The organism is Paracidovorax anthurii, assembly GCF_003269065.1.
Taxonomy (GTDB): domain Bacteria; phylum Pseudomonadota; class Gammaproteobacteria; order Burkholderiales; family Burkholderiaceae_C; genus Paracidovorax; species Paracidovorax anthurii.
Genome location: NZ_QLTA01000011.1, coordinates 88,795 through 109,457 on the forward strand (window position 1 = coordinate 88,795; position 20,663 = coordinate 109,457).

The window sequence follows — 20,663 nt, forward strand, 5'->3', positions numbered from 1 at the left end:
CAAAGGGTGTGGGGCGTCAGCCGCGGGCGTTCAGCTCGGCCGGCGCGCCGCGCTGGACGCGGCCGGGCCGGCAGGTGAACACCAGGATGAGCAGGGTCAGCGCGTAGGGCAGGGCGTTGAAGAGGTAGTAGTGGCCGGCGATGCCCGCCGACTGCAGCGCCGGCCCGAGGGCGCCCGCGCCGCCGAACAGCAGCGCGGTCCCCAGGCAGGCCAGCGGCCGCCAGCGCGCGAAGATGACCAGCGCCACGGCGATCAGGCCCTGGCCGCTGGAGAGCCCTTCGTTCCAGCTGCCCGGGTAGTAGAGCGAGAGCGACGCGCCGCCCAGGCCCGCGATGGCGCCGCCGGCCGTGGTGGCGGCCGCGCGCACCCAGGTGACCGACGTGCCCAGCGCCCGGGCCGCGTCCGAGGAGTCGCCCACCATGCGCACGACCAGCCCCCAGCGGGTGCGCGCGAAGGCCCAGGCCATCACGGCCGCCAGCACCGCGCCGAGCGGAAAGAGCGGGTTGAGCTCCAGCGCGGAGCGCACCGCCGGCGAATCGCTCCACCCGCCCAGCGGCAGGGACGGCAGGCCCGGCGCCTGCGGCTGGATGAGCGGCTTGCCCCAGTAGAAGGCGAGCCCGGTGCCCAGCATCATGACGGCGATGCCCATGGCGATGTCGCTGACCCGCCGCAGCGCGCACGCCAGGCCGTGCAGCAGCGCCAGCAGCGCGCCCGCGGCCGAGGCGGCGGCCACGCCCAGCCAGGGCGAGCCGCTGAGGTAGGCCGTGCCGAAGGCCGCCATGGCCGAGAAGACCAGCACGCCCTCCAGCCCGAGGTGGATGCGCCCGGCCTTCTCCGTGAGGCATTCGCCCAGGCTGACGAAGAGGAACGGCGTACCGACCCGGATGGCGCCCGCCAGGACGGCCGGCAGCACGGAGGCGAGGAGGTCGGGGGTCATGCCGCGCTCCCGGCCGCGGCGGGCGTGGTGGTGGCGGGCTGCGGGCTGCGGGCGCGCAGGACGCGGCCCCGCAGCGACTCGGCCGCGAGGATCAGCACGAAGGCGAAGCCCAGCAGCACCTGCACCGCGGCATCGGGCAACCCCAGCCGGCGCTGCAGCAGGCTGCCGGCCGCGCCGAAGCCGCCCAGCAGGATGGCCATGGGCACGATGGCCAGCGGCTGGTGGCGTGCGGCGAAGCTCACCAGGATGCCCGTGTAGCCCAGGCCGGCGATCACCGCCGCGTTGGCGGTGGTGTGCACGGCGGCGACCTCGATGCCCCCGGCCAGCCCGGCCGCCGCGCCGCCCAGCGCGCAGGCGACCAGGATCAGCCGCGTGGCGGGCAGACCGACCAGGCCCGCGGCCCGCGCATTGCCGCCGACCACGCGCGTGGCGAACCCGTGGGTGGTGCACGACAGCCACAGCGCCGCCGCCAGGCAGGCGCCCACGCCCCAGGCCAGGCCCCAGTGCACGTCGGTGCCGCCGATGGGGCCGATGAGCCAGCCGGGGTCCAGCGGCACGGTGGAGGGCTTGTTCAGGCTCGCCGGGTCGCGCAGGGGGCCCTCCACCACGTGCTTGAACACGTTGATGGCCACGTAGGACAGCAGCAGGCTGCCGATGGTCTCGTGGATTCCGCGCCATTGCCGCAGCGCGCCGGCCAGCGCGATCCAGGCGGCGCCCGCGGCGGCGGCGGCCAGCAGCACCAGCGCCGTGCCCGCGATCCCCGGGGGCAGGGGCACCGCGCGCGGCAGCGCGGCGCAGGCCAGCGCGCCCAGCACCAGCGCGCCCTCGCCGCCGATGACGGTGAGCCCGGCGCGCGCCGGGATCGCCACGCACAGGGCGGTGAGCATCAGCGGCGCGGCGCGCAGCAGCGTGTTCTGGAACGAGAACGCATCGCCGAAGGCCCCGAGGAACAGCAGCCGCCAGACCTCCACGGGGTCGTGGCCCGCCACGGCGGTGAACAGGCCGAACAGCAGCAGGGCGCCCAGGATGGCGAGGAGAGGCAGCAGCGCGGCTTCCGCCGCCGCGGCGATGCGTGGGTTCATGCGGGGGCTCCAGGGGGCGCGGGGCCGTCAGACGCGGCCGATCACGCCCTCGACGAGGTAGTTCATCGACTCCAGTTCGATGGCCGTCTGGGCGAGCGTGCGGCCCTTGGCGATGACCACCTTGCCGGTGTTGTCCCGGATCTCGCCCGAGAAGATGCTGAACTCGCCCCGGAGCATGCGGGCCTTGATGTCGTCGGCGTTCTTGCGCGCGGCGGCGTCCACCATCGCGCCGTAGGCCGAGGTCTTCACGAAGCCTTCCTTCAGGCCGCCGCGGATGAAGTTCGGGTGGGGCTTGCCGGTGCGCAGGGCCTCCACCATGGCGGTGACGGGCGTGATCCAGTTCCATTCCGCGCCCGTGAGATAGGCCTGGGGCGCGAGCCGGGACTGGTCGGCGTGGTAGCCGCAGACGAAGCGGCCCCGGCGCGCCGCCGTCTCGACGATGACCTTGGGCGAGTCCACGTGCATCGTGAGCACGTCCACGCCCTGGTCGGCGAGGCTGTTGGCGGCCTCGGCCTCCTTCACCGGCAGCGACCAGTCGCCCGTGAAGATCACCGTGGTGGTGATGGCCGGGTTCACCGAGCGCGCGCCCAGGGTGAAGGCGTTGATGTTGCGCAGCACCTGCGGAATGGGCTTGGCGGCGATGAAGCCCAGCTTGCGCGAGCGGCTCATGTGGCCTGCGACCACGCCGTTGAGGTACTGGCCCTCGTCGATGTAGCCGAAATAGCTGCCCGTGTTGGCCGGGTGCTTGCCCTGGGTCCAGAGGCCGCCGCAGTGCGCGAACCGGATGCCGGGGTTGCGCTGCGCCACGGCCAGCACGTGCGGATCGAAATAGCCGAACGAGGTGGGAAAGAGCAGCGCCGCGCCGTCCTGCGAGATCATGCCCTGCATGCTGCGCTGCACGGCCTGCGTCTCGGGGACGTTCTCCTCCTCGATGACCTTGATGCCGGGCAGCTTCCTCAGCGCGGCGGCCGATTCCGCGTGCGCCTGGTTGTAGCCGTAGTCGTCGCGCGGCCCGACGTAGAGGAAACCGACCATCAGCGGCGCCTGCGCGGCCGCCGCCGGCCGGGGCCATCCGCCGGCGAGCAGGCCGGCGCCGAGGGCGCCGGTGCCCAGAAGAAGCTCGCGGCGGTTCCATTGATCCTTGTGCATGGGTTGACCTCTTGGGTTGGAGAGACGGGGCCGGGCGGATGGCGTGCGTGCCATCTGGAAAACGAACTTGTATTCAAGTTGAAATTCAAGAATGCATATCTCATGCCATGGTGGGCGGGGCGGCGTTTCAGAGGAGGGCCCGCCCGCGGCGGGCCGGCCGCCGTTCCGCGCTGGTGCGGCGGCGCCCTGGTTCCGGTCGCGGCGGGGCCGGGCATGCACCATCCGGGGGATCGGGGGTTTCCCGGGGCCTCGGGCCGTGGGGCCCTGAGTCCCTAGAATCATTTCCGCCCCCGCCCCCGCCCCCGCCCCCGCCCCCGCCCCCCGCTTTGCAAAACCAGGAGACTCCCCCCATGCGCATCCTCATCGCCGAAGACGACCAGGTGCTGGCCGACGGCCTGCTGCGCACGCTGCGCGGCTCGGGGGCCGTGGTGGACCATGTGGCCAGCGGCGGCGAGGCCGACGCCGCGCTCATGACCACGCAGGAGTTCGACCTGCTGATCCTCGACCTGGGCCTGCCGCGCCTGCACGGCCTGGAGGTGCTCAAGCGCCTGCGCGGCCGGGGCTCGGCGCTGCCGGTGCTGATCCTCACGGCCGCCGACAGCGTGGAGGAGCGCGTCAAGGGCCTGGACTACGGCGCCGACGACTACATGGCCAAGCCGTTCTCGCTGCAGGAGCTGGAGGCGCGCGTGCGCGCGCTCACGCGGCGCGGCATGGGCGCCACCAGCAGCACCATCCGCCACGGCCCGCTGGTGTACGACCAGGCCGGCCGCATGGCCACCATCGACGGCAAGCTCGTGGAGCTGTCGGCGCGCGAGCTCGGCCTGCTGGAGGTGCTGCTGCAGCGCGTCGGCCGCCTCGTGAGCAAGGAGCAGCTCGTGGAGCGCCTGTGCGAATGGGGCGAGGAGGTGAGCAACAACGCCATCGAGGTGTACATCCACCGGCTGCGCAAGAAAATCGAGCGCGGCCCGATCCGCATCGCCACCGTGCGCGGGCTCGGGTACTGCCTGGAGAAGGTCGCGGCCTAGATTGCTACTGTTTTCGTAGCTAACAACGCAGCAAGGACGACGACATGAAAGCAAGAATGCTCCAAAGAGGCGTTGCGGGCCGCCCCCGCGGACGGTGGCGGCCTTGAAGATCTTCCAGCGCGAGCAGCGCTCCCTCTTCGGGGAGATCCTGGACTGGATGCTCACCCCGCTGCTGCTGCTGTGGCCCGTGAGCCTGGCCCTCACCTGGCTGGTGGCGCAGGGGCTGGCCAACAAGCCGTTCGACCGCGCGCTCGAATACAACGCCCACGCGCTCGCGCAGCTGGTCACCGTGCATGACGACCGTGCGCAGTTCAACCTGCCGCAGCCCGCCAGCGAGATCCTGCGCGCCGACGAGTCCGACATCGTCTATTACCAGGTGCTGGGCCCGCAGGGCGAATTCCTCTCGGGCGAGCGCGACCTGCCGCGCCCCGCGTCCCCGGAGGACGACCGCCCGCTCTCGGGCCTGGTGCGGCTGCGTGACGCGGAGCTGCGCGGCATCGAGATCCGCGTGGCCGCGATCTGGGTGCGCCTGCCGCTGCCGGGCGCGCCGGCCGCGCTGGTGCAGGTGGCCGAGACGCGCGAGAAGCGCAGCGTGCTCGCCACCGAGATCATCAAGGGCGTGATGCTGCCGCAGTTCGTGATCCTGCCGCTGGCGGTGCTGCTGGTGTGGCTGGCGCTCGCGCGCGGCATCCAGCCGCTGCACCGGCTGGAGGAGCGCATCCGCGCGCGCCGGCCCGACGACCTCTCCCCGCTGGACCACAGGGCCGTGCCGCTGGAGGTGGCGCCGCTGGTCGATTCGGTGAACGACCTGCTGCGCCGCCTGCAGGATTCGCTGGCCACGCAAAAGCGTTTCCTCGCCGATGCCGCGCACCAGCTCAAGACGCCGCTCGCGGGGCTGCGCATGCAGGCCGACCTCGCGCAGCGGGAAGGCACGAGCACCGACGAGCTCAAGCGCTCGCTGCAGCAGATCGGCCGCGCAAGCATCCGCGCCACGCACACCGTCAACCAGCTCCTCGCGCTGGCGCGCGCCGAGGCCGGCGGCGCGGCGCTGGCCCGCCAGCCGGTGGATCTGGCGCGCGTGGTGCGCGAGGCGGTGCGCGACTGCGTGCCGCGCGCGCTCGACCGGCACATCGACCTGGGCTACGAGGGCGCCGAGCCGGCCGACGCGGGCGTGTGGGTGGACGGCAACCCCACCCTGCTCAAGGAGCTGGCGCGCAACCTGCTGGACAACGCCATCAACTACACGCCCTCCAGCAGCGCGCGGCCCGGCGTGGTCACGGCGCGCGTGCTGGCCGACCGCTTCGGCCGCGTGGTGGTGCTGCAGGTGGAGGACTCGGGCCCCGGCGTGCCCGAGGCGGAGCGCGATCTGGTCTTCCAGCCTTTCTACCGCGCACTGGGCACCGACGCCGACGGCTCGGGCCTGGGCCTGCCCATCGTGCTGGAGATCGCGCGCCAGCACGGCGCGGCCGTGCGGCTGGACGACGCGCACCCCGGCCACGTGCCGCCGGGCGCGTGCTTCTCGGTGCGCTTTCCGGCGCGGGCCGAAGCCGTGGCCCCCTGACGCCCAAAAGAAAAAGCCCGCGCCGGGGTGGCGCGGGCTGGAGGTGAAGGGGGCCCGGTATCAGCGGACTCCGCCTGCGCGCGGGGCGCGTCAGTTGGTCATGGGCACGGTGCCGTGCTCGTACATCGAGGCCACGGCGCTCACGTCGCCGCCCAGGCGGCGCACCTCGGCCACGTACTCGGGGCCGCTGCGCAGGCGCTGGTACTCGGCCAGGCGCTCCTGGTACATCGGGTCATTGGAGACCGAGCGGTCGCCCATCTCGTACTTGTCCAGGCCGGCCTTCTTCCACAGGTTCCCGTCGGCGATCACCTCGGCGCGCGAGAGCGGCTGCTGGTCCTGCTGCGAAGCCACGGGCGCGGGGCCGCCCCAGTCTTCCTGCGACACAGGGGCCGCCGTGGCGGCGCCGGCGCTGGCAAATGCGAGGGTGGCGATGGCGATCAGATGCTTGCGGTTCATGGCGATCAATCCTTTCTTCGTCTTGGAACGTGCAACACGCCGGATTGCGTGCTGCATGGGAAGTCAGTTTGCGCCGCCCGGCGCCCGCTGCCTGTGCGAAATCGCAGGGATTCGTGTAGGTCTGTTTCCGACGCCGCTGTGCTCCCGGGGGCGCCGCGGCGTGGGATAACAGGTCGTTGCAGACTTGGTTGCCAGGGGGCGGCCGGCAGGGCGGCGATCAGTTGCCGCCGGGCTCGGCGCTGCTGCCGGCCACGGCGCTGGTGCCACCCTGGCGGCGCACTTCGGCCAGGTATTCGGGGCCGCTGCGCAGGCGGCGGTACTCGGCCACGCGCTGCTGGTAGGCCGGGTCGACGATGGCCGTGCGGTCGCCTTCGCCGGTCTGGTTCAGGCCGGCGCGGTTCCACAGAACCAGGTCGGCGACCACTTCGGCGCGGGTGAGGGCCGGGCCCTGGGCCACGGGCTGGGCGCCGAACCAGTCATCCTGCGAGGTGGGGGCAGCGGAGGCGGCACCTGCGAAGGCGAGGGCGGCCAGGGCGATGAAGAGGGGCTTGCGTGCTTGCATGGTGGAGTCCTTTCGGGGTTGGGTCGGTCGCCGCGTTGCGGTGGTGCGTTGCGGCATGGGAGGAAGTGTCCGCCCGCGACCCCTGGGGCGTCTGTGCGTAAGCGCACAGGTTCCGGCGGATTCCCGCGCGCCGCCCGCGCCGCCGGTCCGGCGCGATCAGCGCGAAGGGCCGCCCCAGAGGGCGGCCGGGCGGGCCGCGTGCAGTACCGCCAGCGGCTGCGAGCGGCCCCGCACGGTGATCTGCTCGGGTGCGCCCAGCAGGTCCTCCACGCCCGCGAGGCGCGCCACCTCCTGCGAGAGCACGAGGCGCGCGGCCGCCACCTTGGAGTGGTCCTGCAGGCGGCTGGCGGTGTTCACCACCTCGCCCACGGCGGTGAAGGTGGTCGTGTCCTCGAAGCCCACCTCGCCCACGGCCACGGCGCCCGCGTGCAGGCCCATGCCGAAGTCCAGCGCGTGGCCGAACTGGGCGCTGAAGCCCTCGGTCCAGGCGTCCATGCGCTCCTCGATGAGCGCGGCGGCGCGCAGGGCCTGGCGGCAGGCGGTGGGCAGGTCGCTCTCCAGCCCGAAGAGGGCCATCACGCTGTCGCCGATGAACTGGTTGGGCAGGCCGCCGGCCTCGCGCACGGCGCTGCCCACGCGCTCGAAATACTGGTCCAGCACCCAGGCCAGGTCGAACGGCCACTGGCGCTCGGCCAGCCCCGACCAGCGCCGCAGGTCCACGAACAGCACGGCCACCTGCCGCTCGCCGCCCAGCCGGCCGGCGGGGCCGGCCGCGCCGGGCTGGAAGAGCGGCACCACCCGCACGCTGCCGCGCGGGCGCAGCTGGCAGGCCAGCCGCACGTCCGGCGGGGCGTTCACGCGGCGCAGCGTGCGCTGCTCGTCGCGGCCCGGCGGCGGCAGCTCTACGTCCAGCGCGGCGACGCGCACGCGGCAGGTGGAGCAGCGCGCCCGCCCGCCGCACATCGACAGGTGGGGGATGCCGTGCAGGCGGCTCGCCTCCAGCACGCTCGTGCCCTGCGGCACCTGCACGGTGCGCTGCGGGTAGCGCAGGGTCACGCAGCCTTCGCCCCGGCGGCGCTGCAGAGCGCCCCAGGCCATGCGCCCGCCCACCAGCGCGGCCAGCGCCAGCAGCCAGCCGGTCTGCAGGCCCTCGGTGAGCGTGCGCGCCGCCTCGCCGGCCGGGCGCGACGGCCCGGTCGCGCGCAGGGCCTGCGCGGTCCAGGCGATCTCGCGGCCCATGGCCAGCACGCCCAGCAGCGCCAGCGCGGGCAGCAGCACCGCGCCTGCGAGCAGCAGCGGCTGGTGGCGGCGCCAGGCGGCGCGGTGGCGCATCGCCAGGTGCAGGCCCAGGCAGCCGTGCACCCAGGCCAGCGCGAGCAGAAGCGTCTGCCGCACCAGGCCCTCGGGCGTCCAGAGGGCGCGCACGATGCGCAGGTAGGAGGGCTCCACGCCCCAGGCGCTCTCCAGCCAGCGCGTGGCGACCACGTGGGTGGCGAGCAGCAGCGGCAGCAGCAGGCCCAGCGCGATGCGCAGCGCCTCCACGGGCGGCATGCGCCACGTGCGGCGCTGCCACAGCGCCACGCCGGCCATGGCGAGGTGCACGGCGAACGCGCCGTAGAGCACGGCGGTGCCCGGCGCCGAATCCCAGGCGGCATGCACGGCGCGGCGCGTGGCCTCGGCCGCGCCCAGCGAAATCAGCCCCGCGGCGTGCGTGGCCAGGTGCAGTGCCACGTAGATCCACAGCGCCAGCCCGCTGGCCCAGCGCAGGGCGCGTGCCGAGGGCCCGCTCCAGCCGGCCGGGGCGGCGGCCTCGCCGGGCGGGCGGCGGCGGGCGGCGCGCAGCAGGCGGGCCAGGGCGGCGTACAGGGGCGGGGGCATCGGTGGTGGGGTGGGGCGGCGGGCAGGGCGGGTGAGCATAATCCCCCCGCCCGGCGCCCGCGCCGCCCCCTTCGCCTGCCCCGCGCTTCCTGCATGACTTCCCCCGCCACCCCCCGCTCCAGCCTCGCGCTGCGCCGCGTTCCGCTCTTCGAGGGCCTGGACGCGGCCCGGCTCGACCGCATCGCGCAGCAGTGCCAGTGGCAGCAGATGCCGGCGCGCCGGCGGCTCTTCTCGCGCGCGGCCTCGGGTGGCGACGTGTACTTCGTGCTCTCGGGGCGGGTGCGCGTCACCACCTACTCGGCCAACGGCCGGCAGGTCACGTTCCGCGACTGCGAGCCGGGCGAGCCCATCGGGCTGCTGGCCGCGCTGGACGGCGGGGCGCGCTCGGCCGACGTGGTCACGCTGGAGCCCACGCTGGTGGCCAGCCTGCCGCCGGCCGATTTCCGCGCGCTCATGGCCGAGGAGCCCGCCGTGGCGCAGCGCGTGGTGCAGGGCCTGTGCGCGCTGGTGCGGGAGCTGTCCGAGCGGGTGATCGACCTCAGCACCCTGGGCGTGCAGAACCGCCTGCACGCCGAGCTGCTGCGCATGGCCCGCGCGGCGGGGGCGGATGCGCAGGGCCGCGCGCGCATCGAGCCGGCGCCCGCCCACGTGGAGCTGGCCGGCCGCATCAGCACCAACCGCGAGCAGGTCACGCGCGAATTGGGTGCGCTTGCGCGCCAGGGCCTGCTGGAGAAGGACGGCCGCGCCTTCGTCGTCACCGACCTCGCCCGGCTGGAGCGCATGGTGGCCGAGGTGCGCGGTGGTTGAGCTGATCTGCTATTGAAAACATAGCTACTCATGCAGTCGCGACGCCGACATGCATGCCCTGGGGCCTGAGGCCGGCCCCACAGATCCCCTGAGCGCCCGCGCCTGCCCGCCATCGGCCGGGAATCAGGGTATGCGGGATCGGAATGCCGATAGGTACGCGGATTGCTATCGCTCGTCAGGCTCTTCCGATAACCTCCTGTTATTCGTGCAAGGAAGAAAAGACATGCAACGTCGTTACTGGCTCGCGGCGCTGGCCGCGGCATCGGCCCTTCCCGGAATCTCCCTTGCCGAGGAGGGGCGTCCCTTGCGCATCGTCGTGCCGTTCCCGCCCGGCGGCGCCACCGACATCGCGGGCCGCGCGCTGCAGGAGCCGCTGCAGCGCCTGTTGGGGCAGCCGGTGGTGATCGACAACCGCGCGGGCGCGGGCGGCTCCATCGGCATGGCCGAGGTCGTGCGCTCGGTGGGCGACGGGCTGACCTTCGGGGTGGCGACGCTCTCCACCCACGGTGTGAACCCCGCCGTGTTCTCCCGGCTGCCCTATGACCCGGTGAAGGATTTCGCCGGGGTGACCGAGATCGTCAAGGCGCCGGGCATCCTGGTGATCAACCCCCGGGTGCTGCCGGTCAAGGATTTCGCCGGCCTCGTGAAGTACCTCAAGGCCCATCCGGGCAAGGTCTCCTATGCCACGCCGGGCAACGGCACCATCGGCCACATGTGGGGCGAGCTCTTCAAGAGCAGCACGGGCACCTCGATGGTGGCCATTCCCTACCGGGGCACGGGCCCGGCCGTGAATGACGTGCTGGGCGGGCAGGTGCCCGTGTATTTCGACCAGGTGGCCCCGCTGCTGCCGCACGTCAAGAGCGGCCGGCTCAAGGCGCTGGCCGTGTCCTGGCCCCGGCGCCTCTTCGACGTGCTGCCCGACGTGCCCACCTACGGCGAACTGGGCTACCCCCAGGCCAACGAGCCCTCGTGGTTCGGCCTCGTGGCGCCCGTGTCCACGCCGCCGGCCGCCGTGCTGCGCGTGCAGCAGGCCGTGGCCGCCGCGCTCCGGGAGCCCGCCGTGCGCGACCGGCTGGAGGCGCAGGGCCTCTATCCCTCGGGTTCCACGCCCGCCGCGTTTTCACAGCAGATCGTGCGCGATATCGGCAAGATGCAGAAAGTCGCCGCCTACGCGCAGATCCAGGTGGACTGACCCGGCCGGAGCGCCGTTGCGTCGCCCCTGCCACGCCGCCGTGGCGCGCGCCATCGGCGCGGCGCACGGCACGACGGCTACCGCCTGCACCTGAACTGCCATTCCATGCGGTCCGTGGCCGCCAGCCACGCCACCCTGCACCCAGGCCCCGCGCAGGCCGGTCTCGTGATCGGCGACCACGGCGGCACCACGGGCCAGCCCCGCGCTCTCCGGGGCGCTGTGCGAAGTCCTGCGCGCGCTCACGGCGTGGCGCGGCACCGTGGACCCGCTTCTGCTTCGCGCCTGACGTGACACCCCCCCCTCTGGCGCCGCGCGGCCAGCGGACGGCGCGGGGCCCGGCATCTGTCCCATTTGTTTCGTTTTGTTTCGCATTCTCGGTCGTTATATCGGGTCCGGCCCGGTCGTCCCGGGGGGTGATCCGTAGATTGGCGTCATCCGCCACCCTCGTTCTCAGGATCCTCGCCATGACCTCTTCCACGCTTGCGGTTCCTTTCGGTGCCTCGCGCCTGTCCTTCACCTCCACGGAGTCCGGGCGTGCACCGGCTGCACCGCGCCAGCGTGCGGCCGCCACCGGCGCGCCGGAGCTGCAGCGCTGGTATGAGGCCCTGCAGGCGTGGTGCGATGCCGATCCGGGCCGTGCGCAGGCCCGTCCCGCCGCGGCGGGCGAGGGCTCTGGGCTCTGGGGGCGGCTGGCCGCCCGCGTGCAGAAGTCCGGCAACGCCGCCAGCGACGAACTCGTGACCGGCTTCGCCGAGCGCTGCAAGGAATTCGCCGCTGCCGCCGACCAGGCCGCCGCGCGCGGCGCCGAGTTCGACGACGGCCTCGACGAATCCGCCGAGCGCCGCGAGATCGCCGTGGGCCGCCTGCTCAACGCCTACCAGGCCCGCGCGGACCTGCTCGACCTGCGCAAGCTGCGCCTGACGGCGCTGCCGCCGGGGCTGGAGACCCTGGAATCCCTGCGCCACCTCGACGTCTCCCACAACCCCGGCCTGCAGCGCCTGCCGGACACGCTGGCCGGCTGCACGGGCCTGCGCATGCTGGTCGCCCGGGGCAGCAGCCTCGCGTACGTGCCGCCCGGCCTGTTCGCGCTGCCGTGCCTGGAAGTGCTGGACCTGTCGTGCAACGTCGAGCTGCGCGCCCTGCCCGCCGAGGCCGGCCGCGCCCCCGCGCTGCGCGAGCTGCGGGCCACGCGCTGCCAGCTCAGCAGCCTGCCCGAGGACATGATCCGCATTCCCTCGCTGGAGCTGGTGGATCTCTCGGACAACCTCAAGCTGCAGGAACTGCCCGCCGGCTGGAGCCCGGCCGACACCCGCCTGCGGCTCGCCGGCACGCCGCTGGAGATCATGGCCCGCGTGCTGCGGCCCCTGCCCCTGAGCCCCCGCCAGCGCGGCACGCTCGCCGAGCACCTGGACACGATGATCCAGTGCTGGCCCGTCATCCAGGAGCAGCTCCAGGCCGACGAGGACTTCGCGCTCAAGGTGCACTTCCTGCGCGGCAGCCTGTCGCTCACGGTGCGCACCGACTGGATCGGCACCCAGGAAGCCTACGAGGACGCCGGCTGGGCCGTCGATGGCTGGATGCGCGAAGGTCAGCCCATCACCGCCGCGCGCCTGCTCGAACTGGGCTGGCTCATCAACTGCCGCCCCTCGGGCCCGGAGCGCCTGCGCACGCAGGAACTCCCGAGCGTGGCGCTGGCCACCGGCAAGGCGTCCGGCGCTCGCGCCACGGGCGACACGCCCGAGCGCCTGGAATACCCCGCCGCCACCACCTTGCCCGCCCACCTGGCCGCGCTGGAGGCCTGGCTGGCGCAGGGCGACCCCTCGCGCGTGTCGCTCGACCCGCTGGCGGCCATGGAGCGCGCCGTGCTCCTCTACCGCGCCCTCGTGAGCCTGCATCCCCTGGAGAAGGGCAACGAGCCCACCGCGCTCGCGGCGATGGACTGGGCCCTGCAGCAGCATGGCCTGCCGCCCGTGCTGCTGCCCGAGGACCCGGCCCTGCCCGTCACCGCCCTGTTCTCGGGCCGCCGCATCGCCAGCGGCGACACGGCCCTGGACCTGCTGCAGGAGGTGGTGCGCCAGATGGACACGGTCGTGGTGCGCCTGGCCCGCAAGGTGCCGGCCACCGCTTGAGGGTGAGGCAACCCCCTGTGGCGCTGCGCGCCTTCCCCCTTCTCCTTCGGGAAGGGGGACAACGCCGGTGGCCGGGCCAAGCCCGCTCCACGGCGTTTGCTGGTGTGGCCTGCTCCGCGGCCATCGGAAGGGTGGCGCAGCACTGACTTCATGCGCCGCGGATGGTGGGCGGCGCAATGGATCACTGAAATGAAGCAACCCCCTATGGCGCTGCGCGCCTTCCCTTTTTTCCTGCGGGAAGGGGAGCGACGCTGGTGGCTGGGCCAAGCCCGCTCCACGGCGTTGGCTGGCGCGGCCTGCTTTGCGGCCATCGGAAGGGTGGCGCAGTGCCGGTTTCATGCGTCGCGGGTGGCGTGCGGTGTCGTGAATCACGGGTACCGCTTCGCTTGGCGGGCCATGGCATCGCTCCGGTGCCGTGCGCGGGCGGCGGCGGTTCGTAGATTGGGGCCATCCGCTTCCATCCCTTTCCCCCGTGTGAACCGCCACCCGCCATGAACCATCCCACTCTGGTCCGTTCCCGTTTCCGTCCGGCCACGTCCGCCCCGCGGTCCCTGCCGGCGCCACCCGGCGCACGCAGCGCGGCCGTCTCTCCGCAGCAGCAGGGGCTGCGGGAATGGCGGCGGGCGCTGCAGGCCTGGATTGCCGCCGAACCCGGCCGCACGCCGCAGGGCGGCTTCTGGCGCCGCATGGTCGCGCGCCTGCACCTCGCGGGCGGCGCGGTCGGCCCTGCGCTGCAGGACGATTTCCGCGAGCGCCGCGCAGAAGCCGTGGAGCGCGTGCTGCGGGCCCATGCCGCGCGGTCGCGCGAGCTGGATCTTCGGGGGCTGGCGCTCTCGGAGCTGCCCCCCGGGCTGGAGTGGCTGGAGCACCTGGAGGCCATCGACGCCTCGGACAACACCGGCCTCTACCGCCTGCCCGAGGCGCTGGCGCGGTGCCGGGGCCTGCGCGCCATCCGGGCGCGCAACAGCTTCGTCACCGAGGTGCCGCCCGCGCTTTTCGCGCTGCCCCGGCTCGAAACCCTCGACCTGTCGGCCAATTTCGGCCTGTGCGCGCTGCCCGATGGCATCGGCCAGGCCCGCAGCCTCCAGGAGCTGCGGCTCTCCCACTGCGGGTTCGAGACGCTGCCCGGCGCCCTCGCGAACCTGCCCGCGCTGCAGTGTGTGGACCTGTCGCACAACCCGCACCTGCACGCGCTGCCCGGGGGCTGGCGGGCCGATGACGCCCGGCTGCGGCTCGCGGGCACGCCGGCCGTGCTCCTGGCGGAACTGCTGCGCGCCCCGGACTGGAGCGAGCGCGAGCGCGGCGAACTGGGCGCCGGCCTGGAGCGCGTCGCGGGCCTGTGGGCCGGGTTCCAGGCCTGGCTCGGCCACGGCAGCATGTACGTGCTGGACGGCCTGCGGCTGGAGCTGTTCCGCCAGGAGCGCGGCGACGGCAAGGCCTCCGATGCCTCCTGGGCGGACGCCGCGCGCACCGTGGAGGCCTGGACCCGCGAGGGCCGGCCCATCACCCCCGACGGGCTGCTGGAGCTGGGCTGGCGCGTGAACGGCCGCCCCCAGGGCGAGCGCCGCATGCGCGCGCACGAGTTCCAGCGCATCCCTGCCGGCACCGGGAAGGCCTTCGATGCGTGGCACGGCCGCTTCCCCGTGCCGGGCGCCCTGCTGCCCTCCATCGGCCCCGGGCCCGTGGTGGCCACCCACCGCAGCTACCCGCCCGTGGGCTCGCTGCCCGGCCATCTGGCGGCCGTCTGCGACTGGCTGGAATCCGGCCCCCGTGCAGGACAAGACCCGCTCGGCGCCGTGGAGCGCGCGGCCCTGCTGTACCAGGCGGTCATGAGCCTGCGCCCGCTGCCGGCGGGCAACGCCCCGGCGGCCCTGCTGGCCATGGACTGGGCCTTGCAGCGCCAGGGCCTGCCGCCCGTGCTGCTGCCGCCGGGCGAGGAACTGCGCGAGGCCATGGTGTTCGCCGGCGACCACCGGCCCGGGGGCGCGAAGGCCCTGGTCCGGCAGGTGGCGCGGGGCATGGAGCACGTGCTGTCCGTGTCCTCGGGCACCCTGCGCGCCGCCGCGTGAGGTGAAACGGCCCCCCGTGGCACCTCGGTTTTCCGTAAAGTGCTGCGCGCCACTCGCGATGCATGAAACTGGCGCCGCGCCTCTCATCCGGAGGCCGCGGAGCAGGCCACGCCAGCGGACGCCGTGGAGCGGGCTTGGCCCGGCCACCGGCGGCGTCCCCCTTCCCGCAGGAGAAGGGGGAAGGCGCGAAGCGCCACAGGGGGTTGTTGTTTAATTTCAACCGCAAGGGCGCAGCGGCTTGCCCCCGAGCGTGGCGCGCAGTTGCGATTCGGCCTGCGCGCGCATCGCGGGCGTGGCGGCGGGCAGCCGCAGCAGGTAGCCCGTGGCGTCGGCGCGCTCCTGCACCACGCGCGCGGTGCGCACGCCCTGGGCGCCGAGTGTGGCCAGCGCGCGCTCGGCCGCTTCCTCGGTCGAGAAGCGCCCGAGCGAGAGCCCCGGCTCCAGCGCGGGGCCGGGCCGGTCGTAGGCGACCTTGCGCGCGCGCAGTTCGGCGCGCTTCTTTTCCAGCGTTTCCTCGTCGGGAAAGCGCCCCATGTACACCATCCAGCGGCTGGCGATCGGCATCGTGTCCAGGCTCCAGGCATTGCCGGGCAGGCTGGCCGCGGCGGCGCGCAGGGCCTCGGCCTGGCGGGCGTCGAAGGGGCCGGCCTGCAGGCATGCGCCCTCGGTGGCGGCCGCCGCCGGTGCGGCCGATGCGGCATCGCCTGCCGGGATGAGGGTGGGGGCGGGTGCCGGAGCGGAGGGCGCCGCCGCGGGCGGGGCCGGCTCGGTGGCGCCGGCCGGGCGGCCGATGCGCAGGTTTTCGGGCTGGATCTGCTGCTCCAGCCGCTGCGGCTCGGTCGGCTCGGCCGGGGCCCAGCCCCATTGGCGCAGCAGGCCCTGCGACCAGGCGTAGTAGCCGGCATTGGCCAGCAGCAGAACCAGGATGGCGGCGCGCAGCATGGCGGGTGTCCTTCGTCAGCCCCGGGGGGGCAGCGCCTGCCCGGCGGGGCGCACGCTGATCTCGGCGCTGGTCACGGCCTGCATGCCCCGCGCCGTGTGCACCAGCAGGGCCCCGTCCTCGCCCACGCCGTGGGCCGTGCCGCCCTGGCCGTCGCTCAGCGAAACCTCGCGGCCCCGCAGTGCGTCGCGCTGCAGGAAGCGTGGCTGCACGGGCGCGAATCCATACACCTCGAACGACTGCAGCATGGACACGAGCGGCGCGGCCACGCGCAGCAGCGCGGCCGGCGCGTCCAGCCGCGCGTCCACGTCCTGCAGGCTGGCGGGCGGCGTGGACAGATCCTGTGCCATAGGCGGGCGCACGTTGATGCCGACGCCCGCCACCACGTAGCGCGCGGCCCGCGCGGCGGAGTGCGCACCGGCCGGCGGGGCCATGCTGGCCGTCTCCACCAGGATGCCGCCCAGCTTGCGGTCGTCGTCCAGCCACAGGTCGTTGGGCCACTTGAGCACCACGCGCGGGCGCCCCGCCACCGGCGCGGGCTGCAGGCTCTCGGCCACGCTCACGCCCACGGCCAGCGACAGGCCCGACCAGTCGGCCGGCGCGAGCGGCAGGCCCAGCGAGAACATCAGCGAATCGCCCGCCGCGTTGTGCCAGGGCCGGCCCAGGCGCCCGCGCCCGGCCGTCTGCACCTCGGCCACGAGCAGGGTGGGCTCGCAGCGGCCCGCGCGCGCGCGGCGCATCAGCTCGGTGTTGGAGGAATCGATGCTCGGCAGCACCTCGACGGTGAAACCCGGCAGCAGCGGCTCCACCGCTTCCCAGACGGCCTCGGCCGGCCAGCGCAGGGGCGGCTGCATGCTCACCGGCGGGGGCTCCGCGCCGCGCGCTCGGCCGCCGGGCGCGGCTTTTTGGGCGTCGGGGGCAGGGCGGTGCCCGATGCCTTCGCGGCGCGCGCCGGGGGGCCGGGCGGGGCCCAGCCGCGCTTGGGGGCCAGCAGCGTGCCCCGGCATTCGCGGCTGCCGCACCAGCAGGGGTATTCGGCCTTGAGCTTGGGCGTGTAGCGCTCGTCGATGATCAGGCCGTAGTCGTAGTTCAGCTCTTCGCCCGTGCGGATGTTGCGCAGCGCGGTGATGAAGATGCGGCCGCCGCGCTCGTCGGCGTAGCAGTTGGGCGCGCAGCTGTGGTTGATCCAGCGCGATGAATTGCCGCCATGCTTTGCATCGATGACGCGGTCTTCATCGATGTGGAAATAGAAGGTATGGTTCGGCTGCTGCGGATCGTGCGGATGCCGGTCCTGGGCTTCCTGCCAGCTGATGATCTCGCCCGTGTATTCGACCAGCACCTCGCCCTCGGCGATGTCCTGCACCGCGAACACGCCCTTGCCGTGCACCCCCGAGCTGCGCACCTGGATGCGGCGCCCGCCCCTGGCGGCGGAAGGGTCGGTGGCGTGCGTGGCGGTGCGGGGCATGGCGAAACTCTGTTAGTTTGAATGGGCACACATGCGCAGGCGCGTGCGCGCCTGCGCGTAAGAGACCGGAATTGTAGAAGCGCCCTCCGGGGCAAACCCCACAAAAAATGACCAAGACCCTGGTAATCGCAGAAAAACCCTCGGTGGCGCAGGACATCGTGCGCGCGCTCACCCCCGTGGCGGGCAAGTTCGACAAGCACGAAGACCACTTCGAGAACGACCGCTATGTCGTCACCAGCGCCGTGGGCCACCTCGTGGAGATCCAGGCGCCCGAGGAATTCGACGTCAAGCGCGGCAAGTGGAGCTTCGCGCACCTGCCGGTGATCCCGCCGTATTTCGACCTCAAACCGGTGGACAAGACCAAGAGCCGCCTCGGCGCGGTGGTGCGGCTCGCCAAGCGCAAGGACGTCACCGACCTCATCAACGCCTGCGACGCGGGCCGCGAGGGCGAGCTGATCTTCCGCCTCATCGAGCAGTACGCCGGCGGTGCCAAGGGGGCCCTGGGCAAGCCCGTGCGGCGCCTCTGGCTGCAGTCCATGACCCCGCAGGCCATCCGCGACGGCTTCGACAACCTGCGCTCCGACCAGCAGATGCAGGGCCTGGCCAGCGCCGCGCGCAGCCGCTCCGAGGCCGACTGGCTCGTGGGCATCAACGGCACGCGCGCCATGACGGCGTTCAACTCGCGCGACGGCGGCTTCTTCCTCACCACCGTGGGCCGCGTGCAGACCCCCACGCTCTCGCTGGTCGTCGAGCGCGAGGAAAAGATCCGCCAGTTCGTGAGCCGCGACTACTGGGAAATCCACGCCGGCTTCCACGCCGAGGCCGGCGAATACCTCGGCAAGTGGTTCGACCCGCAGTGGAAGAAGAAGGGCGACGACCCCGAGGCCCGCTCCGACCGTGTCTGGAGCTTCGAGCGCGCCCGCGAGATCGCCGACGCCGTGCGCGGCAAGGCGGCCACCGTCACCGAGGAAAGCAAGCCCACCACCCAGGCATCGCCGCTGCTGTTCGACCTGACCAGCCTGCAGCGCGAGGCCAACGGCAAGTTCGGCTTCTCGGCCAAGACCACGCTGGCCCTGGCCCAGAGCCTCTACGAGCGCCACAAGGCCCTGACCTACCCGCGGACCGACTCGCGCGCCCTGCCGGAAGACTACCTGCCCGTGGCCAAGGACACCTTCGGCATGCTGGCCACCAGCGGCATGCGCCACCTCGCGCCCTACGCGCAGCAGGCGCTGAACGACAACTACGTGCGCCCCACCAAGCGCATCTTCGACAACAGCAAGGTCAGCGACCACTTCGCCATCATCCCGACCACGCAGGCGCCCAGCGGCCTCTCGGAGGCCGAGCAGAAGCTCTACGACCTGGTGGTGCGCCGCTTCATGGCCGTGTTCTTCCCCAGCGCCGAATACATGGTCACGACCCGCATCAGCCAGGTGGTGGGCCACAGCTTCAAGACCGAGGGCAAGGTGCTGGTCAAGCCCGGCTGGCTCGCCATCTACGGCAAGGAGGCCGCGAACGAGGTCGAGGGCGGCAAGGAAGGCGACAAGGGCCAGCCGCTGGTGCCCGTGCGGCCCGGCGAGATGGCCCACACCGAATACGCCGAGCCCAAGGCCCTCAAGACCAAGCCGCCCGCGCGCTACTCCGAAGCCACGCTGCTCGGCGCCATGGAAAGCGCCGGCAAGCAGGTGGAAGACGAAGAGCTGCGCTCGGCCATGCAGGAAAAGGGCCTGGGCACCCCGGCCACGCGCGCGGCCATCATCGAAGGCCTGCTCACCGAAAAATACATGCTGCGCGAGGGCCGCGAGCTGATCCCCACCGCCAAGGCCTTCCAGCTCATGACCCTGCTGCGCGGCCTGGGCGTGGAAGAACTCTCGCGCGCCGAACTCACCGGCGAGTGGGAATACAAGCTCGCCCAGATGGAAAAGGGCCAGCTCAGCCGCGAGGCCTTCATGCAGCAGATCGCCGCCATGACCGAGCGCATGGTCAAGAAGGCCAAGGAATACGACCGCGACACCATCCCCGGCAACTACGCCACGCTGGCCACGCCGTGCCCCAACTGCGGCGGCGTGGTCAAGGAGAACTACCGCCGCTATGCCTGCACGGGCACCGACGGGCACTCGGCCGGCTGCGGCTTCTCGTTCACCAAATCGCCCGCGGGCCGCACCTTCGAGCCCGCCGAGGCCGAGGCCCTGCTGCGCGAGCGCCGCATCGGCCCGCTGGAGGGCTTCCGCTCCAAGGCCGGCTGGCCCTTCACCGCCGAGGTGGCCATCGTGCGCGACGAAGAGGCGGGCAACTTCAAGCTGGAGTTCGACTTCGGCGACGACCGCGCGGGCGAGGAATCGGGCGAGCTGGTCGAATTTGCCGACGAGCCCCTGGGCCCGTGCCCCGTCTGCGGCGCCCCCGTGCACGAGCACGGCAGCAACTACGTCTGCAGCAAGGCCGTGCCCACCGCCGCCCAGCCCACGCCGAGCTGCACCTTCAAGAGCGGCAAGGTCATCCTGCAGCAGCCCGTGGAGCGCGCGCAGATGGCCAAGCTGCTCGCCACCGGCAAGACCGACCTGCTCGACAAGTTCGTCAGCATGCGCACCCGCCGCGCGTTCAAGGCCTTCCTGGCCTGGGACAAGGAGGCCGGCAAGGTGAACTTCGAATTCGAGCAGCGCGAGAGCAAGTACCCGCCGCGCAAGACCGCCGGCGCCGCCAGCGGCGCTGCTGCGAAAAAAGGAGCATCCCGCGCAGCAAAGACGGCGACCTCCGGCGCAAAAGCCTCCAAGCCGGCCGTGAAGGCATCCGCCACGGCCGCTGCGAAGAAAGCCCCCCGCAAGGCCAGCCCCGCCACCGGCAAGGCCCCCAGCCCCGCCCTGGCCGCCGTGATCGGCACCGAGCCCGTGGCGCGCCCCGAGGCCGTGAAGAAGATGTGGGACTACATCAAGGCCCACAACCTGCAGGACCCGAAGGACAAGCGCACCATCGTGGCCGACGCCAAGCTGCGCGAAGTGTTCGGCAAGGACAGCGTGGGCATGTTCGAGCTGGCGGGCATCCTGGGCAAGCACCTCGGAGGTGAATGACGATGAAGAGAACCGCACGCATCCTGCTCGCCACCCTGGCCTGCACCGCCGCCCTGGCCGGCTGCGGCGCCACGGCGGGCAAATCGGCCCGCTCGGATGACCAGAACAGCCAGCAGGGCGAGAGCGGCATCACCGTGTTCGGGACCATCGACGCGGGCGTGGGGTCGGTGCGGTCCTCGCGCTGACATAAGACACCCCCTGAGGCGCTTCGCGCCTTCCCCCTCTCTCGCCTTGCGATGCGATGCGGGAGGGGGACGCCGCCAGCGCGGCGGGGCGGCCCTTGCGCGGCGGCCGCTGGCCTGGGCCGCGCCGGTTGCATGCGTTGCGGGTGATGCGCAGCGCCATGGAA

17 protein-coding genes and 1 pseudogene are annotated in these 20,663 nt (G+C 73.0%); 9 read left to right on the forward strand and 9 right to left on the reverse strand.

The window, feature by feature from the left end; all coding sequences use genetic code 11:
- Positions 1-16 precede the first annotated feature (16 nt).
- From AX018_RS07850 to AX018_RS07860, 3 genes are read right to left on the reverse strand one after another with little or no spacing between them, the layout of a single operon-like run.
- Positions 17-937: an ABC transporter permease gene (locus tag AX018_RS07850; RefSeq protein WP_111876738.1), complete on the reverse strand. Its 921-nt coding sequence runs from the start codon at positions 935-937 to the stop codon at positions 17-19.
- Positions 934-2,019: an ABC transporter permease gene (locus AX018_RS07855; protein ID WP_111876739.1), complete on the reverse strand. Its 1,086-nt coding sequence runs from the start codon at positions 2,017-2,019 to the stop codon at positions 934-936. The genes AX018_RS07850 and AX018_RS07855 overlap by 4 nt, the downstream gene beginning before the upstream one ends.
- Before the next feature lie 27 nt (positions 2,020-2,046).
- A complete protein-coding gene (locus AX018_RS07860; RefSeq protein WP_111876740.1) occupies positions 2,047-3,168 on the reverse strand; it encodes a BMP family ABC transporter substrate-binding protein in 1,122 nt (373 codons plus the stop codon).
- 350 nt (positions 3,169-3,518) lie between these two features.
- Here AX018_RS07860 and AX018_RS07865 point away from each other — a divergent pair, with 350 nt between their 5' ends.
- Both AX018_RS07865 and AX018_RS07870 read left to right on the forward strand, forming a co-directional pair.
- Positions 3,519-4,193, forward strand: coding sequence for a response regulator (locus AX018_RS07865; RefSeq protein WP_111876741.1), 675 nt, complete (start codon positions 3,519-3,521; stop codon positions 4,191-4,193).
- Between the two features lie 103 nt (positions 4,194-4,296).
- The gene (locus AX018_RS07870) at positions 4,297-5,754 is read left to right on the forward strand and encodes a sensor histidine kinase (protein WP_111876742.1); all 1,458 of its coding nucleotides are present in this window, start codon (positions 4,297-4,299) and stop codon (positions 5,752-5,754) included.
- A gap of 90 nt (positions 5,755-5,844) precedes the next feature.
- Here the strand turns inward: AX018_RS07870 and AX018_RS07875 are convergent, their stop codons facing one another.
- The 3 genes from AX018_RS07875 to AX018_RS07885 form a co-directional block, all read right to left on the reverse strand.
- On the reverse strand, positions 5,845-6,210 hold the full coding sequence (locus AX018_RS07875) for a DUF4148 domain-containing protein (RefSeq protein WP_111876765.1): 366 nt from the start codon (positions 6,208-6,210) through the stop codon (positions 5,845-5,847).
- A 217-nt stretch (positions 6,211-6,427) separates the two neighbouring features.
- The gene (locus AX018_RS07880; protein ID WP_111876743.1) at positions 6,428-6,772 is read right to left on the reverse strand and encodes a DUF4148 domain-containing protein; all 345 of its coding nucleotides are present in this window, start codon (positions 6,770-6,772) and stop codon (positions 6,428-6,430) included.
- Between the two features lie 156 nt (positions 6,773-6,928).
- A complete protein-coding gene (locus AX018_RS07885; RefSeq protein WP_111876744.1) occupies positions 6,929-8,650 on the reverse strand; it encodes an adenylate/guanylate cyclase domain-containing protein in 1,722 nt (573 codons plus the stop codon).
- Positions 8,651-8,743: 93 nt separating this feature from the next.
- Between AX018_RS07885 and AX018_RS07890 the strand changes: the two genes are divergently transcribed.
- From AX018_RS07890 to xopAC (AX018_RS07905), 5 genes and pseudogenes are all read left to right on the forward strand, one after another.
- Positions 8,744-9,457: a Crp/Fnr family transcriptional regulator gene (locus AX018_RS07890; RefSeq protein WP_111876745.1), complete on the forward strand. Its 714-nt coding sequence runs from the start codon at positions 8,744-8,746 to the stop codon at positions 9,455-9,457.
- 223 nt (positions 9,458-9,680) lie between these two features.
- A complete protein-coding gene (locus AX018_RS07895) occupies positions 9,681-10,649 on the forward strand; it encodes a tripartite tricarboxylate transporter substrate binding protein BugE (protein WP_111876746.1) in 969 nt (322 codons plus the stop codon).
- Between the two features lie 22 nt (positions 10,650-10,671).
- Positions 10,672-10,884: pseudogene (locus tag AX018_RS25635) on the forward strand (N-formylglutamate amidohydrolase); the annotation flags it as partial.
- 229 nt (positions 10,885-11,113) lie between these two features.
- Positions 11,114-12,778, forward strand: a complete 1,665-nt coding sequence (gene xopAC / locus AX018_RS07900) for a XopAC/AvrAC family type III secretion system effector (RefSeq protein ID WP_111876747.1) — start codon at positions 11,114-11,116, stop codon at positions 12,776-12,778.
- A gap of 491 nt (positions 12,779-13,269) precedes the next feature.
- Positions 13,270-14,847 carry a leucine-rich repeat domain-containing protein gene (gene xopAC, locus AX018_RS07905; RefSeq protein WP_245951474.1) on the forward strand — a complete coding sequence of 526 codons (1,578 nt, stop codon included), beginning with the start codon at positions 13,270-13,272 and terminating at the stop codon, positions 14,845-14,847.
- Positions 14,848-15,063: 216 nt separating this feature from the next.
- Here xopAC (AX018_RS07905) and AX018_RS07910 read toward each other — a convergent pair whose 3' ends face one another.
- The 3 genes from AX018_RS07910 to AX018_RS07920 are packed head-to-tail and all read right to left on the reverse strand — an operon-like array spanning position 15,064 to position 17,252.
- Positions 15,064-15,789 (reverse strand): SPOR domain-containing protein, encoded by a 726-nt coding sequence (locus AX018_RS07910; RefSeq protein WP_111876748.1) that lies wholly within the window; start codon positions 15,787-15,789, stop codon positions 15,064-15,066.
- Positions 15,790-15,804: 15 nt separating this feature from the next.
- Positions 15,805-16,641, reverse strand: coding sequence for a biotin--[acetyl-CoA-carboxylase] ligase (locus AX018_RS07915; protein ID WP_111876749.1), 837 nt, complete (start codon positions 16,639-16,641; stop codon positions 15,805-15,807).
- Positions 16,642-16,643: 2 nt separating this feature from the next.
- The gene (locus AX018_RS07920; RefSeq protein ID WP_245951475.1) at positions 16,644-17,252 is read right to left on the reverse strand and encodes an SET domain-containing protein; all 609 of its coding nucleotides are present in this window, start codon (positions 17,250-17,252) and stop codon (positions 16,644-16,646) included.
- Between the two features lie 107 nt (positions 17,253-17,359).
- Here AX018_RS07920 and AX018_RS07925 point away from each other — a divergent pair, with 107 nt between their 5' ends.
- Together AX018_RS07925 and AX018_RS07930 are read left to right on the forward strand one after the other, a co-directional pair.
- On the forward strand, positions 17,360-20,314 hold the full coding sequence (locus tag AX018_RS07925; protein ID WP_111876750.1) for a DNA topoisomerase III: 2,955 nt from the start codon (positions 17,360-17,362) through the stop codon (positions 20,312-20,314).
- 2 nt (positions 20,315-20,316) lie between these two features.
- A complete protein-coding gene (locus AX018_RS07930; protein ID WP_111876751.1) occupies positions 20,317-20,499 on the forward strand; it encodes a hypothetical protein in 183 nt (60 codons plus the stop codon).
- Positions 20,500-20,663: the final 164 nt, after the last annotated feature.

Coding starts and splice junctions, on each gene's coding strand:
- AX018_RS07925 (WP_111876750.1), top strand. CDS start 17,360: ATGACCAAGACCCTGGTAATCGCAGAAAAACCCTCGGTGGCGCAGGAC.
- AX018_RS07885 (WP_111876744.1), bottom strand. CDS start 8,650: ATGCCCCCGCCCCTGTACGCCGCCCTGGCCCGCCTGCTGCGCGCCGCC.
- AX018_RS07880 (WP_111876743.1), bottom strand. CDS start 6,772: ATGCAAGCACGCAAGCCCCTCTTCATCGCCCTGGCCGCCCTCGCCTTC.
- AX018_RS07910 (WP_111876748.1), bottom strand. CDS start 15,789: ATGCTGCGCGCCGCCATCCTGGTTCTGCTGCTGGCCAATGCCGGCTAC.
- AX018_RS07865 (WP_111876741.1), top strand. CDS start 3,519: ATGCGCATCCTCATCGCCGAAGACGACCAGGTGCTGGCCGACGGCCTG.
- AX018_RS07860 (WP_111876740.1), bottom strand. CDS start 3,168: ATGCACAAGGATCAATGGAACCGCCGCGAGCTTCTTCTGGGCACCGGC.
- AX018_RS07875 (WP_111876765.1), bottom strand. CDS start 6,210: ATGAACCGCAAGCATCTGATCGCCATCGCCACCCTCGCATTTGCCAGC.
- AX018_RS07890 (WP_111876745.1), top strand. CDS start 8,744: ATGACTTCCCCCGCCACCCCCCGCTCCAGCCTCGCGCTGCGCCGCGTT.
- AX018_RS07930 (WP_111876751.1), top strand. CDS start 20,317: ATGAAGAGAACCGCACGCATCCTGCTCGCCACCCTGGCCTGCACCGCC.
- xopAC (WP_111876747.1), top strand. CDS start 11,114: ATGACCTCTTCCACGCTTGCGGTTCCTTTCGGTGCCTCGCGCCTGTCC.
- AX018_RS07915 (WP_111876749.1), bottom strand. CDS start 16,641: ATGCAGCCGCCCCTGCGCTGGCCGGCCGAGGCCGTCTGGGAAGCGGTG.
- AX018_RS07920 (WP_245951475.1), bottom strand. CDS start 17,252: ATGCCCCGCACCGCCACGCACGCCACCGACCCTTCCGCCGCCAGGGGC.
- AX018_RS07895 (WP_111876746.1), top strand. CDS start 9,681: ATGCAACGTCGTTACTGGCTCGCGGCGCTGGCCGCGGCATCGGCCCTT.
- AX018_RS07850 (WP_111876738.1), bottom strand. CDS start 937: ATGACCCCCGACCTCCTCGCCTCCGTGCTGCCGGCCGTCCTGGCGGGC.
- xopAC (WP_245951474.1), top strand. CDS start 13,270: ATGAACCATCCCACTCTGGTCCGTTCCCGTTTCCGTCCGGCCACGTCC.
- AX018_RS07855 (WP_111876739.1), bottom strand. CDS start 2,019: ATGAACCCACGCATCGCCGCGGCGGCGGAAGCCGCGCTGCTGCCTCTC.